This window comes from Billgrantia kenyensis, assembly GCF_013697085.1.
GTDB lineage: Bacteria > Pseudomonadota > Gammaproteobacteria > Pseudomonadales > Halomonadaceae > Halomonas > Halomonas kenyensis.
Genome location: NZ_JACEFT010000045.1, coordinates 1 through 13,398, shown reverse-complemented (window position 1 = coordinate 13,398; position 13,398 = coordinate 1). Strand labels below are relative to the sequence as shown.

Here is a 13,398-nt window from a genome sequence, read left to right as displayed (position 1 = left end):
CTGCTGCCCTGGCGCTGGAGAGACACGCTACCGGTCTAACTCAGGCCGCAACAGGTGGGGTTCGTGGAGCGCTTACGGCGCTCCGTCAGCCACATCAGCTCGACATTACGCTGAGTCTCGCGCTCCAGGCGGCGACTTGACTGAATGCGATTGAGATAGCCGTAGATGTAGAGCTTCAGTAGTACAGCGGGATGATAGGCAGGCCTACCTGTCGCATGCGGATCGACACCTTTAAAACCAAGCCCTCTGAGGTCGAGCCCCTCCACAAACGCCTCAATGGCACGGACCGGGTTATCGTCTGCAATGAAGTCGTCCAAAAGCGCGGGGAACAACGTGCTTTGATCTCGGGCTTCTCCAACCACGAATCGCTTCATCGCCATTTCCTCAGCGGACCTTGGCAAAGTATAGTGGCCGGTGTGTTTTCACACAGCCTCGGTCGAAATTTACATCCTCTCCGTGGCTATCCGTCTTCACCCCACCAGCTCCACCTTACCCCAGTCACCGCCCACCGAATCGAGCAGTTGCTTCAACGCTGGGCTCTTGTAGGTGAAGTGCGGGTCGTCCCAGCGCTGGCGCACGCTTCGGTGCACGCAGGGCTCCAGCGTGCGTTGCTGTGAGCGGCGCATCACGCGGTAGAACCCTTTGTATTCGTTGTGCTGAATACCGGTATGGCGCGGGTTGAGGGCACTGTGGAAGTGTGGTTCGAGGGCGAGCCCGCAGCTTTCGGCTTCGCTGGCCATCCACTTACCGGCGAAGTCGCCGAGTTCGCGCTTCTCGTAGCCGCCGCCGATATCGGTGTGCACGCCGGCGAACCATACCTGTTTCAGGTCGATGCCGGGCTTGGGCGTCCACAGGGTGGGCTCGAAGTCCTGGCGGTTTTCGTCGATGGAAACGGCGTGGCGGGCGTGGCGAATGATGCTGCTGGGCGCGGTGTCGTGGAACAGGTAGCGGGAGGTACCCAAGGTGCCGAGAAACGGGGCGGGTATGCCCAGCGAGCCAACGGTGTCCCACACGCCGATGAACTCGATCTCGGTCTTGTCCGCTACGGCATGCTTGCGGCGAAAGTCCGTGGCCTTGCGCTCGGCGGGGGCGGAGCTCTTGGGGCGCTGACGATAGAGCTCGTAGGCCTCGCTGACTCTCTCGGCGCACTCGCGCCGGAGCAGGCCGCAGTTGCGAATCAGCCCCGCCAAGGATCGAACGGTGTAGGCGCCGCGGCTGAAGCCGAACAGGAAGAGCTGATCGCCGGGCTCATAGTTGTGCACGACGAAGCGATAGCAATCCATGATGTTCTTGTCGATACCGGCCCCGGTGGCGCCACCGCGTATTCGATCGCCTTCGGTGCCTACCCCCTGGTCGTAATAGACGATCTGCTTGGTGCCGGCCTCGCAACAGGGCGCGACGCCGCGAGCCAGACGCAGCACGTGTGTGGGGTTATCGCTCTCGGGACATTGCCAGGTGCCATCGGCGCAGACGATGATGCGCTTCATCTCGCTCCCTCCCTGCAGGCCTCTTACAAACGTAATCACGATGTTTCAGTCTCGCTACGCGAATTGACCGGAAACTGACATGAGTCTTAGGAATTGACGTCATGGCTTACGCAGGCATGGCAGAGGGCTTACAACCAAGGGAGTGCCTCTTTCCTTCAGCGGCACCGTGCATATATGAAGCAGGCCCGGGGCTCAGCACCCAGGTTGGGGTGCACTACGTAGCGCTCAAGGTGGCCTTCTTGGTGAAAGCCGCACTTTTCCAGCAGGCGGGCAGAAGCCAGATTATCCACATCGCAGGTGGCCTGAACGCGATATGTCTCGGGCAGAGCCAGGCAGAGCTCGGTGAGTGCCGTGAGTGCTTCTGACATGAGGCCACGCTGCCAATAGCGGCTTGCCAGCACATAGCCCACATCGACAATATGGCCCCTTGGCCGGGCATCCAGCATGCCGATAGGTTCGTGCTCTGCACGCTGCAAGGCCAGGACGTAGGGAAAATGAGTGCGCGCTTGCCAGCCTTTTATGCAGGCATCGACGAATTGCTGCGTTTCGGCGAGTGCCTGGTGTGGGCGCCAGACCAAGTAGCAGGTGACTTCCGCATCGGTCGTGTACGCCTGATACAGGCGCGGCCCATCGGTGGGGCGGGGTTCCCGCAGGACAAGCCGCTCGGTTTCGATACGTGAGGGAAGCATGGTGTGGCCTTGATTACCGGGCATCTCACTCATCATACGACTCATTCGAGCGCGGTGCGTTGGGTGCCTGTTCATCCAGCGATTGCCGATACTTGATGCAGCCTTTGATGAACTCCGGCCACTCGGGTACCACGGGAACCGGGTCGGTCTTGTCGGGCAGTAAGGCCCACAGTGCCGGATGGTGCCAGCACAGGTCGTGTCCGCTGCAGTCTCGGTGCTCGCGAATACCTTGGCGGAGCCGTTTTGCTTCGTCGATCAGCTCCTCGCGGGTCATTCGTTCGAGGTCTTCATCCATGGGTGCCTCCATAGGGTGTCCGCTAGCCGTCCGGCTCCTCACGTGACGGCCTGGTGGCATCGGTTGGGTGCACGCTGCAGTATTGTTGAGCGAGCCGGAGCAGTTTGCTCACTCATGCTGCAAGACGTTGATGAGCTTTCCGAAGGGGTCGCGAACGTAGAAGCGTCGCACGCCCCAGGGCTCGCTGATGGGGCCGTACTCGATGGGCACGCTCGCTTTCTCGAAGCGGGCCAGTGCCGCTTCGATATCGTCGACTTCGATGGAGAGATCGGGCACGGGAGTACCGGAACCGCCTTCGATGCCGAAACTCACCTGCACCGTCATCTTGGCGTCCGAGCCGTAGGTGCGGAACCAGCCGTGATCCATTAGCAGGTCGAGGCCCAGGATGTCGCCGTAAAAAGCCGCTGCTTGGTCGAGCTCCTCTGTCGCCGTGTTGGCCATGATGCGTTTCACTTTCATGATCGCCTCGGGGTGGTTGGTTGTGTGTTGTGAGTGCTGCGCATGCCGGCTGCGAAAGGCTTAAACATAGTCGCTTCACCATCATGCTGCCTGTTCTATCCTTTTCTTCGGCCCGTACTGTGCGGGCGTCTTTCCACCCCGAGGAGCTTTCGTGATGAGGAGCTTTCCATGAGCGGCACTCTCTATCGCCTTGCGGCTTTTACCGATGACCCGAGCGGCGGCAACCCCGCCGGGGTGTGGCTGGGCGAGGCGCTGCCCGAGCCGGCGGAGATGCAGCGTATCGCCGCCGAGGTGGGCTATTCCGAAACCGCCTTCATTGCCCCGGCCGAGGGTGAGCGGCGCACGGTGCGTTACTACAGCCCCGAGGCGGAGGTGAGCTTTTGTGGCCATGCCACGGTGGCCGGCGGCGTGCAGATGGGCCGGTTGAGCGGGGCGGGTAGCTACATGCTGGATACGGCGGTGGGCGAGGTGATGGTCACCGTCAACCGGGTGGAAGGGGAGTGGCAGGCCTCGCTGGTGTCGGTGACACCGGAGTTTCGCCCCGCCGAGCCTGAGCTGGTCGAGGAGGCGCGCGAGCTGCTCGGTTGGCAGGCCGATGAACTCGATCTCGACATTCCTCCTGCGCGGGCCTACGCCGGGGCCTGGCACCTGGTGCTGGCGTGCAAGGAGCGGGCACGCCTCGAGCGGCTCGAGTACGACTTCGAACGGCTCAAGGCGCTGATGCTGCGTGAGGGCCTGACCACGCTGCAGCTGGTGTGGCGCGAGAGAGAGGAGCGCTTCCATGCCCGCAATCCGTTTCCGGTGGGCGGCGTGGTGGAAGACCCCGCCACCGGGGCGGCGGCCGCGGCGCTGGCCGGCTACCTGCGCGATGCCGGTCTGCTCCAGGCACCCGCTCAGCTGATCATCATTCAGGGCGTGACGATGGGACGCCCCAGCCGCCTGCAGGTGGACATCCCCCTGTCAGGCGGCATCGTGGTGACTGGGCAGGCGGTGAGCCTGGAAGGCTGAGCCGGGCCCGATCATCAACGATCGCTCACGGCCTGAGCACCCAGTAGTCGTTCTGGATGTCGTGGGGCAACTGATGGACTTCGATGCTGCCGAAGCCGGCCTTGCCGAAGTATTCCCGCGCCTTTTCCCGGCCCCACATGGTTCCCAGCCCCTCGCCGCCCTGGGCGAGGGAGACACTCATGCAGTGCATGATCGACAGGGTATAGAGCAGCGTCCCCATCGGATGATCGCGGTCGCCGTGGTGGTGGCTCGATGAGTGGATGTCCTGGGCCAGGTAGACGCCACCCTGGCGCAGGGTGCGACGAACACCCTTGAGCAGATTCAGCGGGTGGGCCTGGTCGTGAATGGCATCGAAGGTCGTGACCAGATCGTAGCGCTGGGCCGGCGCGGTGAGGTCGAAATCGCTGAGGTCGCGCTCCTCGAAGCGCAAGTTGCTTAGCCCCCGCCGCGCGGCACGCTCTGTCGCCCAGCCGATGGCCTCGCGGGAGAGGTCGTAGCCGGTAAAGCGACTGGCGGGGAAGCGTTCGGCGAGTTTCATCAGCGCCAGCCCACGACCACAGCCGAGATCGAGCACGTCGATGCCCCGCTCCAGCCTAGCCGGGAGTTCCGGCGCCAGGGGAAGAATGGCGTCGAACAGCACGGGCAGCACGGTCTGGCCGCTGTCCTCGGCCATGACTTCGTGGAAGCGGGCGTAGCGTGTGTAGGGGACGCCGCCGCCGTGATGAAAGCATTCCAGCACGTCGTCCTCCACCTGGCCCATCAAGGGCAGGTACTGGGCGTAGACGGCGAGATTGGCTTCGCCGCTGTCGGTCAGCAGCGCGGCGTGCTCGGGCGGCAGCCGATAGGTCAGGGTCTGGGGGTCGTGTTCGACCAGGGCAGCGACCGTGGCGCCGCCCAGCCACTCGCGCACGTAGCGCTCATTGAGCTTGGTCTTGGCGGCAAGTTCACTGCTGGTGACCGGCTCGCCGTCGGCCAGATGGGCGAGCAGGCCGCTGCGATGGGCCAGCGAGACCAGCTGCAGCATGGCGGCTTCGTTGAGCGCGGCGACGAAGCGGCTCTCGAAGCCGGCGACGCGAGTGGCGTCGATAGCGGCGGGAGCTTGGGCTTGTGCTTGGGCTGTCATGGGGTGTCTCCTGAGTTGTTGTTAGTGATTCGTTAGGGCTTCGTTGGTGCTGCGGAGAATCCATTGTGGCGCTCACGGCTGGGTTACACTGAAGTCCCTACGGACAGAAACCGGCGGTTTCCGCCATGTCGACGCACAAACCCACCATCGCGCTGCTGGCGATTCCCGAAGTGGCGGCTTCCACCCTCTATGGGGTTTTCGATGTCTTTGCCTCGGCGGGACGCGACTGGCCCGCTCTGATCGAGGGCAAGGCCGGTGAGTCGCTGTTCGTGCCCAGGGTGGTGGCGCGCAGCGGTAGGCGTGAAATGACCGTCGCCAACGGCGTGCGCGTCGTTCCCGATGCCGGCCTGGATTGGGTGCCCGATGTGGTGTGCATCCCCGAGATCGCGCTTCCGCCCGAAGCGGTGATCGAGGGGCGTTACAGCGAGGAAGTCGCGTGGCTCAAGCGCTGCCATGCCGAAGGGGCTATTCTGGCGACCGCCTGCTCGGGCGCCCTGCTGTTGGCGGAGTCGGGATTACTGCGTGGCGAAGACGCCACCACCCACTGGGCCTACTGCGACGTGCTGGGTCGCTATCCGGACGTGCGGGTGCATCCGCATCGCGCCCTGGTGATCGGCGGCATCGGCAGCCGCCTGGTCATGGCCGGGGGTGGCACCTCCTGGAGCGATCTGGCGCTCTATCTCGTCGCCCGCCTGGCGAGTGTCGATGAGGCAATGCACCTCGCCAAGCTGTTCCTGATCGACTGGCATGCCGCCGGCCAGCTTCCCTTTGCCATGCTCGCCCGCACCCGCCAGGCTGAGGATGCCGTCATCGCCCGCTGTCAGACCTGGGTGGCCGAACACTACGACGAGCCCTCTCCGGTGGCCTCGTTGATCGAGGTTTCGGGGCTGAGCGAGCGCAGCTTTCACCGCCGTTTCAGGAAGGCCACCGGCCTGACGCCGATGGAATACGTGCACACCCTGCGTCTGGAAGAGGCCAAGCAGATGCTGGAGACCGAGACCACGCCCGTGGATGCCATTGCCGAGGCGGTGGGCTACGAGGATGGCGCCTTCTTCGGGCGGTTGTTTCGGCGCAAGGTGGGGCTGACGCCGGCTCAGTACCGGCGCCGCTTTGGCGGGCTGCGCAAGGCGCTGTCGGGGTGAACGAAGCTCACCATGGAGGCAGTGCATCGCTTACAAGCGACGACGCAGTATCACGGTAGCGAGAATGTGGGTAGCCCCGCCGACAGCAGCGATCAGCGTGAAGGCACCGGGCTCGCCGCGAGAGATTTCCCAGAAGAAGCCGATCAGCGCTACGCCTAGCACGGCGAAGTAGGCGGCACGCAGGGCATGCAGTTGGATCAGTGCATGCCGCTCGTCCAAGGGCGGATCCTGGCTGAGCACCTGGACGGATTCGAAGCGTTGGCCGAAGCGCATCAGCGCGGCATAGCCCAGCATGATGCCGAGCATGACCAGCCCGACCCCGGGGGCATCGGCAGCGAGCCACGAAATGAGAAACATCGCCACGCCTAGAACTATGCCAGTAAGGGGGATGAGGACGGGTTTGCTCTTGGCGGTTGCATCATGATGCTGTGTCATCGAATACCTCCTCGACGGGCTTGCCGAAGAATCGGGCCAGGCGGATGGCCAGCGCTAGCGAGGGCACGTAGCGCCCGACTTCGATGGAGTTGATGGTATTGCGCGAAACGCCCATGGCTTCGGCGAGATCTGCCTGGGTCAAGCCCTGGGCCTTGCGCAGCGTTCGAATGTGGTTGTGCATATGCCAAGCTTGTTTGTCATACTGATTTTTGTCAAGCAAGCTTGGCATTTCTGTTGCTCAGGGCTGATAGCTCCCTGCTTCCGCGGCGAAGCTGATCGCCAGCCGGTTCCAGGCGTTGATGGCGCAGACCGCCAACGTGAGGTCGGTCATTCCCTTCTCGGAGAAATGCTCGCGGGTGGCCTCGTGCAGGGCCTCGTCGATGCCGTTTCCGGCGATCAGGGTATTGGCCTCGGCCCAGGCCAGGGCGGCGCGTTCGCGAGGCGTGTAGAAGGGCGTTTCGCGCCAGGCGCTCAGGGCGTACAGCCGCTGCTCGGTTTCACCGGCCTTGCGCGCGTCCTTGGTGTGCATGTCGATGCAGTAGGCGCAGCCGTTGATCTGCGAGACGCGGGTATAGACCAGCGCCAGCAGGCCGTTGCCAAGCTCACCCGCTTCCTCTGCCTGGTGAACGTAGCTCTGCAGGTCGAGCATGGCCTTGAGGCCGGCGGGGCTTGCGGAGAAGTAGTTCGTGCGCATGAGTGGGGCTCCGAAAGAGTTGGAAGCTCCACCCTAGCGCGGCGGTTATCACCTCGATTGTAGATTTTCGACCTCAGTGCAGCTTCATGCGCGGGCGGATGAAGCGGTTGAGCCCGTCCGAGAGCAGGATCAGTGCCGTCTTGACCGTGCCGTGGATGGCGCGCTGGTGCATACGATAGAGCGAGGCGTAGAAGAACTTGGCCAGGCGCCCCTCGATGAACAGGCTGCGTGCCGAGGCACCGCGCATCAGGCTGCCGATGGCCTCGAAGTGGGCCAGTGAAATCAGCGAGCCGCGGTCGCGGTAGCGGAACGGCTTCAGCGTGCCGTTCTCGAGCCGGGCGAGCAGGTTCTTGTAGAGCCGCTGGGCCTGCTGGTGGGCGGCCTGGGCCCGGGGCGGTACCACGCTGCCGTCCGGCTGTGGGCAGCTGGCACAGTCGCCGAAGACGAAGATATTGGGGTCGTCGACGCTCTGCAGGGTCGGCTCGACCTTGATGCGCTGGTTGCGGTCCAGGGTCAGGCCCAGTTCACACAGTACGTTGGGTGCCTTGATGCCGGCGGCCCACACGTTGAGGTCCGTTTCGATGCGCTCTTCATCGGCGGTGACGATGGCGTTCTCCTCTACGCAGACGACCCGGGTGCCGATGTGTACCTGCACCCCCAGGCGTTCCAACTCGGTGCGCACGGCGCCGCGAATACGCTCGGGCAGGGCCGGCAGCACGTCGGGTGCCGCTTCGATCAGGTGAACTTCCAGGTGGCGGCTGTCCATCTCGGTGAAGCCGTAGCTGTGCAGCATGCGTGAGGCGTCGTACAGCTCCGCTGCCAGCTCCACTCCGGTGGCGCCGGCGCCGACGATGCCCACCGTGAGCCGAGGATGCTCTCGCCGCTCGGGGTCGCTGTAGCGCAGGAAGGTGTTGAGCATGTCGCGCCGGAAGGCCTCGGCCTGGGCCGGGCTGTCGAGAAAATGGCAATGATCGGCAACGCCGGGGGTGCCGAAGTCGTTGCTCACGCTGCCCAGCGCCAGCACCAGCAGGTCGTAATCGAGGCTGCGGGCCGGCAGTACTTCCTCGCCGTGGTCGTCGAGCACCGGGGCCAGGCGCAGCTGGCGGGCCTCGCGGTCGAGCCCTTCGAGAGTGCCGCGCTGGAAGCGATAGCCGTTCAGCTGGGCATGGCTCTGATAGGAGATCTCGTCGATGCTGGAGTCGAGAGCACCGGTGGCGACCTCGTGCAGCAGCGGCTTCCAGATATGGGTGGGGTTGCGGTCGATCAGCGTGATCTCCGCCTTGCCGCGCCGTCCCAGGCGGCGGCCGAGACGGGTGACCAGCTCCAGCCCGCCGGCGCCACCGCCGACCACCAGGATTCGTCTTCCTTCCATGTAAGGCTCCGTTAAGATGAATGTGCAATTGAGAAATGGGTGCTTTTACTGTACCGCTTGAGGCTGAGAATCGTTGTATTTTTTTGGATAACCCACCATTGCGCTGAAAGGCCCCAACATGAGCAACGCTTTCCAACCGCACTTGCCAGGAGGCACCGGCCTCATGCTGCGCCGCTTCACGCCCAGTGCTGCGCTGCGTTCCTACGTGCAGTGCTATTGGCAGGCGCAGGGGCAAGAGGGTAGCGAGCTGGCAGGCAGAGAACTGCTGCATCCGGATGGCGCCGCGGGCCTGCTTTTCAACTTCGGTGGCGCGCTGGAGCGCGACGGCAATCGACTGGGCGGTACTTGCTGGATCGACGGCCCCAAGCGGCGCACGGCGCGGTTGGCAGTGGGGGAAACGCTCGACCTGTTCGGTGTACGCTTCCTGCCGGGCATGGCGTTTCCGTTCGTCAGCGAACCCCTGACGACCTTGGCCGGTGGAGATCTGACGCCGGGAGATGCCCTGCGAAGGCTCGAACTCGAAGCGCTGCACGAGCGGCTGGGTGAGAGGCCCGATCTGGCGGGGCGCATTGCGCTGCTGGAAAGCTACATCCTAGAGCGGCTACAGCGGCACGACGCGCCGCAGGAACCGGCCCTGACGGCATCCCTCGACTGGCTCAAGCGCCACCAAGGCCAGGCCAGCATCGCCACGCTGGTGGGTGAGCTGCCGTTCGGCCAGCGCCACCTGGAGCGGTTGTTCCAGCACCATGTGGGGCTCTCGCCCAAGCGCTATGCCCGGCTGCTGCGCGTTGCCCACAGCCGCGAGCTGATCAAGCAGAGCAGGGCGAGCGTCTCGCTGACCGATACCGCCTTGGCCGCCGGCTACTTCGACCAGGCCCACTTCATCCACGACTTCAAGGCCGTAACCGGCCTGACGCCGGGAGGCTATCGGCAGTATGCGAGGCATCGATATGGATGCTCTTACCCCGCTCGGGCCATCCTGACACTATGTGGTCCAAGGAGTTGAGAGCATGAGCCAGAGAACCCGCTTGCCCTCCGAGTCTCGGCAAGTTCCAGAGTCCCCAGTCGAAGGCAGCTTGGAGGTGCGTGGCGCAACCCTGAGATTTCGTCAAGAGGGGCAGGGGCCAGCAGTGCTGGTGGTAGGGTCTTCCGTCTACTACCCACGTACTTTCTCCGCTGCCCTTCGAGCGTCGTGCCGGCTGAGCTTCATGGACCTACGCCATTTCGCTCATGGGAACGGTTCAGGCCTGGCAAAGGGTATTACGTTGAATGCCTACTGCGAGGATATCGAGGCCATGTGCGTCGAGCTGGGCCTCGAGCGTTTCGTTCTGATGGGGCATTCCCATCACGGCAATGTCGCCCTCGAATATGCCAAGCGGTATCCGGGCCGGGTATCCCGACTGGTGCTGATCGGAACACCACCCTGTGATGTGTCGCGAACCCTTGAAGCGGGCCAGCACTATTGGGATGCAAACGCGTCAGGCGCTCGCAAGACGGCGCTGGAGCAAAATCATGCCTTGCTCGACGAGTCGGCAATGGCAAGCCTGCCGCCGGGTGAGGCGTTCGTGGCTCGCTATGTCGCCGATGGCCCGCGCTTTTGGTACGACCCCCATTACGACGCCACCCCTCTCTGGCAAGGGGTGCCGATCGATACCGAGGCTTTCACGGCCTTTCGAAATTTTTTCGTCGACTATCGGTTCTACTGGCGCTTGGTGGATCTCTCCGCGCCGGTGCTGGTAGTGATGGGGCGCCATGATTACGTCGTGCCCCCTACGCTCTGGGAGTCCCGCCTGCCTGACCTGCCACCCGTTACCTATCGGCTGTTAGAGCGCAGTGGCCACACGCCCCAATTGGAAGAGCCGGAAGCGTTCGCCAGGCTGTTGTTGGAGTGGCTTGGGCTGGGTAAGCCATAAAGCGGTGACATCCATCTGCTTGACGCCTCGATCATCGAGGTATAGGTTTCCCCCATGACCAAAGCGAAATCCGAAGCGGCCACCGGCCGCCGGATCCCCGACTACAGCGACCCTTCCTACTGGCGCGGCACGATCAAGATGTCGCTGTCGAAGTTCTTCGTGCTCAGCGTGCTGCACCGCAAGCCGATGCATGGCTACGAGGTGGTGCCGGCGGTGGAGAAGAGCACCAACGGCTGCTGCAGCCCTTCGGAGGGGACGGTCTATCCGGTGCTCAACGAGTTCGAGGCGGGGGGCTATCTCTCCTCGAGTAACGAGGTCGTGCAGGGGCGCTCGCGCAAGGTCTACGCATTGACGGAAAAGGGGCGGGATGCCTTTCAGGTGGCGGTGGACGCCTGGCTCGAGGCCACGGAATGCATCGTCGAGAGCCGCCGTATGGCCGCAGGGGCAGTGAAACGGGAGGAGCGGGAAGGATGAGCGCGGCGCGTTTTTTCAGGTCCGCATACCTCGATGATCGAGGTAGTCGATGAGCTCGCGCACCGGTGTGGTTGTCGCCCTGGGCGTTTCCCAGACGCTTGCCTGGGGCTCGACCTACTATTTGCCGGCCATCCTCGCCGTGCCCATGGCGCAAGACCTCGGCCTTGCCACGGGTACGGTATTCGCGGCGTTTTCCTCGGCATTGGTGGTGTCGGCCGTGCTGGGCCCGGCGGTGGGGCGGCGCATAGACCGTTTCGGCGGGCGCGACGTGCTGACGGTTTCCAGCCTGGTGTTCGCCCTGGGCCTGGTACTTCTGGGTCTGGCGGATGGGCCCGTGCTGCTATGGGCAGGTTGGCTGGTGATCGGCGTCGGCATGGGCATGGGACTGTACGAATCGGCCTTCTCGACCCTGGCCGGGCTCTATGGCCGCGAGGCGCGTGGCGCCATTACCGGTATTACACTACTGGCGGGCTTTGCCAGCACGGTTTGCTGGCCGATTACCGGCTGGCTCAACGCCGAATTCGGCTGGCAGAACGCCTGCTTTACCTGGGCGGCGGTACACCTGCTGCTGGGTCTGCCGCTCAACCGGCTGCTGATTCCGTTCGGTGTCCAGCCGCCCGCGCCTCACGCCGAGACGGCAGTCGCCGAGGCGAATTCGACCTGGCTGCCCATGGCGCTGCTGGCTTTCGTCTTCGCCGTGACCTGGTTCGTCAGCACGGCCATGGCGGCGCACCTGCCGTGGCTGTTGCAGATCGCCGGCCTCTCGCCTGCGGCCGCCATCGCGGCCGCGGCGCTGGTGGGGCCGGCCCAGGTGGCGGCGCGAATGCTCGAGTTCTCGCTGCTGCAGCGCTTTCATCCGCTGCTCTCGGCCAAGCTGGCGGTGGTGGCGCATCCCATTGGTGCGCTCGGCGTGATGACGCTGGGGGCGCCGCTGGCCACGCTGTTAGTGCTGCTGCACGGCGCCGGCAACGGCATTCTCACCATCGCCAAGGGTACGCTGCCGCTGGCCATTTTCGGCCCCCACGGCTATGGCCTGCGCCAGGGCGTGCTGATGGTGCCGGCACGCTTCGGCCAGGCGCTGGCGCCGCTGGCCTTCGCCCTGTTGATCGAGCGCTTCGGCACCCAGGCGCTGCTGTTCTCCTCAGCCCTGGGGCTGGCCGCCCTGGTGGCGCTGCTCGTCCTGCAAACCCACGCCATGAAGGAGGCGACATGAGGCTTCGCACGCTGAACGACCCCGATGTTTTACCGGCCCTCGACGAGCGCTTCGCTCTCCGGCAGCCCGGCCAGGGCTTGCCCGATCCGCTGGGCCATCCGCCACGCATCCTGCTGCTCTACGGTTCGCTGCGCGAACGCTCCTATTCGCGTCTGGCGGTGGAAGAGGCGGCGCGGCTGCTGCGCTATTTCGGCGCCGAGACGCGAATCTTCGACCCTTCCGATCTGCCGCTGCCTGATCAAGTGCCGGGCGACGATCACCCGGCGGTGCGGGAGCTGCGCGAGCTGGCGCTGTGGTCCGAAGGGCAGGTGTGGTGCAGCCCCGAGCGACACGGACAGATCACCGGGGTGATGAAGGCGCAGATCGACCATCTGCCGCTGAGCATGGGCGCGGTGCGGCCCACCCAGGGGCGCACCCTGGCGGTAATGCAAGTCAGCGGCGGTTCGCAGTCGTTCAATGCGGTGAACACGCTGCGGCTACTGGGGCGCTGGATGCGCATGTTCACCGTCCCCAACCAGTCCAGCGTGCCCAAGGCGTACCAGGAGTTCGACGAGGCCGGGCGCATGCGACCCTCGCCGCTCTACGACCGCATCGCCGACGTGATGGAGGAGCTGGTGCGCTTCACCCTGCTACTGCGGCCCCACAATGAGACGCTCGTGGACCGCTACTCGGAGCGCCGCGAGGCGGCCGGTGCCAAGGCCGACCCGGTGACCGACAAGGCGGCGGTCGGCCAGGCTTCCTGATAGGTCAAAACTCGAGAGCCAGCCGCAGCCTGTCCTTGTGCTGGATGCCGTTCTCGTAGATCGGTTCGTCGTAGTGGGAGAGGAAGTAGTCTCGCTCCACGGCGACGACCCGGAACCCCGCACGCTGGTAGAAGGTGAGCTGGTAACCGAAGGTGCCGGTGCCAAGTTTGATCTTGCCCAGCAACAGTGGACACCCCGTTAAGGCAGTACACTGAACGAGGTGACCCCATGGCAAGGCAAGCAACGTCGATGACAAAGAAGACCCGTACCCGTTACTGAACTGACCCCCAATAGTTGGACGGTTCATTCAGCCGGCGTCCAAGGCCTGAGTCCTGTACTGTACGGGGCTCA

16 protein-coding genes and 2 pseudogenes are annotated in these 13,398 nt (G+C 64.3%); 7 read left to right on the top strand and 11 right to left on the bottom strand.

Features of this window, described 5'->3' with window-relative positions:
* Positions 1-77: 77 nt before the first annotated feature.
* The 5 genes and pseudogenes from H1D44_RS19625 to H1D44_RS19605 all read right to left on the bottom strand — a co-directional run.
* Positions 78-374: pseudogene (locus H1D44_RS19625) on the bottom strand (transposase); the annotation flags it as partial.
* Positions 375-470: 96 nt separating this feature from the next.
* Positions 471-1,487, bottom strand: coding sequence for a DUF2235 domain-containing protein (locus H1D44_RS19620; protein ID WP_238984587.1), 1,017 nt, complete (start codon positions 1,485-1,487; stop codon positions 471-473).
* A 155-nt stretch (positions 1,488-1,642) separates the two neighbouring features.
* Positions 1,643-2,209 carry a GNAT family N-acetyltransferase gene (locus H1D44_RS19615; RefSeq protein ID WP_181516963.1) on the bottom strand — a complete coding sequence of 189 codons (567 nt, stop codon included), beginning with the start codon at positions 2,207-2,209 and terminating at the stop codon, positions 1,643-1,645.
* Positions 2,202-2,471, bottom strand: a complete 270-nt coding sequence (locus H1D44_RS19610) for a hypothetical protein (protein WP_181516962.1) — start codon at positions 2,469-2,471, stop codon at positions 2,202-2,204. Before H1D44_RS19610 ends, H1D44_RS19615 begins: the two co-directional genes overlap by 8 nt.
* Before the next feature lie 108 nt (positions 2,472-2,579).
* Positions 2,580-2,930 carry a VOC family protein gene (locus H1D44_RS19605; protein ID WP_181516961.1) on the bottom strand — a complete coding sequence of 117 codons (351 nt, stop codon included), beginning with the start codon at positions 2,928-2,930 and terminating at the stop codon, positions 2,580-2,582.
* A 168-nt stretch (positions 2,931-3,098) separates the two neighbouring features.
* Here H1D44_RS19605 and H1D44_RS19600 point away from each other — a divergent pair, with 168 nt between their 5' ends.
* Positions 3,099-3,938, top strand: a complete 840-nt coding sequence (locus tag H1D44_RS19600; protein ID WP_181516960.1) for a PhzF family phenazine biosynthesis protein — start codon at positions 3,099-3,101, stop codon at positions 3,936-3,938.
* Between the two features lie 25 nt (positions 3,939-3,963).
* On the opposite strand, the gene H1D44_RS19595 is transcribed toward H1D44_RS19600, so the two are convergent.
* A complete protein-coding gene (locus tag H1D44_RS19595) occupies positions 3,964-5,061 on the bottom strand; it encodes a class I SAM-dependent methyltransferase (protein ID WP_181516959.1) in 1,098 nt (365 codons plus the stop codon).
* A gap of 125 nt (positions 5,062-5,186) precedes the next feature.
* Here H1D44_RS19595 and H1D44_RS19590 point away from each other — a divergent pair, with 125 nt between their 5' ends.
* The gene (locus H1D44_RS19590; RefSeq protein WP_181516958.1) at positions 5,187-6,203 is read left to right on the top strand and encodes a GlxA family transcriptional regulator; all 1,017 of its coding nucleotides are present in this window, start codon (positions 5,187-5,189) and stop codon (positions 6,201-6,203) included.
* A 30-nt stretch (positions 6,204-6,233) separates the two neighbouring features.
* On the opposite strand, the gene H1D44_RS19585 is transcribed toward H1D44_RS19590, so the two are convergent.
* From H1D44_RS19585 to H1D44_RS19570, 4 genes are all read right to left on the bottom strand, one after another.
* Positions 6,234-6,560: a hypothetical protein gene (locus tag H1D44_RS19585; RefSeq protein WP_181516957.1), complete on the bottom strand. Its 327-nt coding sequence runs from the start codon at positions 6,558-6,560 to the stop codon at positions 6,234-6,236.
* 61 nt (positions 6,561-6,621) lie between these two features.
* Positions 6,622-6,819, bottom strand: a complete 198-nt coding sequence (locus H1D44_RS19580; RefSeq protein WP_181516956.1) for a helix-turn-helix transcriptional regulator — start codon at positions 6,817-6,819, stop codon at positions 6,622-6,624.
* 57 nt (positions 6,820-6,876) lie between these two features.
* Positions 6,877-7,332: a carboxymuconolactone decarboxylase family protein gene (locus H1D44_RS19575; protein WP_181516955.1), complete on the bottom strand. Its 456-nt coding sequence runs from the start codon at positions 7,330-7,332 to the stop codon at positions 6,877-6,879.
* Positions 7,333-7,405: 73 nt separating this feature from the next.
* Positions 7,406-8,704, bottom strand: a complete 1,299-nt coding sequence (locus tag H1D44_RS19570; RefSeq protein WP_181516954.1) for an NAD(P)/FAD-dependent oxidoreductase — start codon at positions 8,702-8,704, stop codon at positions 7,406-7,408.
* Positions 8,705-8,867: 163 nt separating this feature from the next.
* On the opposite strand from H1D44_RS19570, the gene H1D44_RS19565 reads away from it, so the two are divergent.
* The 5 genes from H1D44_RS19565 to arsH are packed head-to-tail and all read left to right on the top strand — an operon-like array spanning position 8,868 to position 13,047.
* Positions 8,868-9,710 carry an AraC family transcriptional regulator gene (locus tag H1D44_RS19565; RefSeq protein ID WP_181516953.1) on the top strand — a complete coding sequence of 281 codons (843 nt, stop codon included), beginning with the start codon at positions 8,868-8,870 and terminating at the stop codon, positions 9,708-9,710.
* A 4-nt stretch (positions 9,711-9,714) separates the two neighbouring features.
* Entirely contained in the window at positions 9,715-10,617 is a 903-nt protein-coding gene (locus H1D44_RS19560) for an alpha/beta fold hydrolase (protein ID WP_181516952.1), read from the top strand.
* Between the two features lie 54 nt (positions 10,618-10,671).
* Entirely contained in the window at positions 10,672-11,091 is a 420-nt protein-coding gene (locus H1D44_RS19555) for a PadR family transcriptional regulator (RefSeq protein WP_181516951.1), read from the top strand.
* Between the two features lie 49 nt (positions 11,092-11,140).
* A complete protein-coding gene (locus H1D44_RS19550; protein WP_181516950.1) occupies positions 11,141-12,304 on the top strand; it encodes an MFS transporter in 1,164 nt (387 codons plus the stop codon).
* Complete coding sequence (arsH, locus tag H1D44_RS19545; RefSeq protein WP_181516949.1) at positions 12,301-13,047, top strand: arsenical resistance protein ArsH; 747 nt, start codon at positions 12,301-12,303, stop codon at positions 13,045-13,047. The genes H1D44_RS19550 and arsH overlap by 4 nt, the downstream gene beginning before the upstream one ends.
* Before the next feature lie 4 nt (positions 13,048-13,051).
* On the opposite strand, the pseudogene H1D44_RS19540 reads toward arsH, so the two are convergent.
* Positions 13,052-13,222: pseudogene (locus H1D44_RS19540) on the bottom strand (GNAT family N-acetyltransferase); the annotation flags it as partial.
* Positions 13,223-13,398 lie beyond the last annotated feature (176 nt).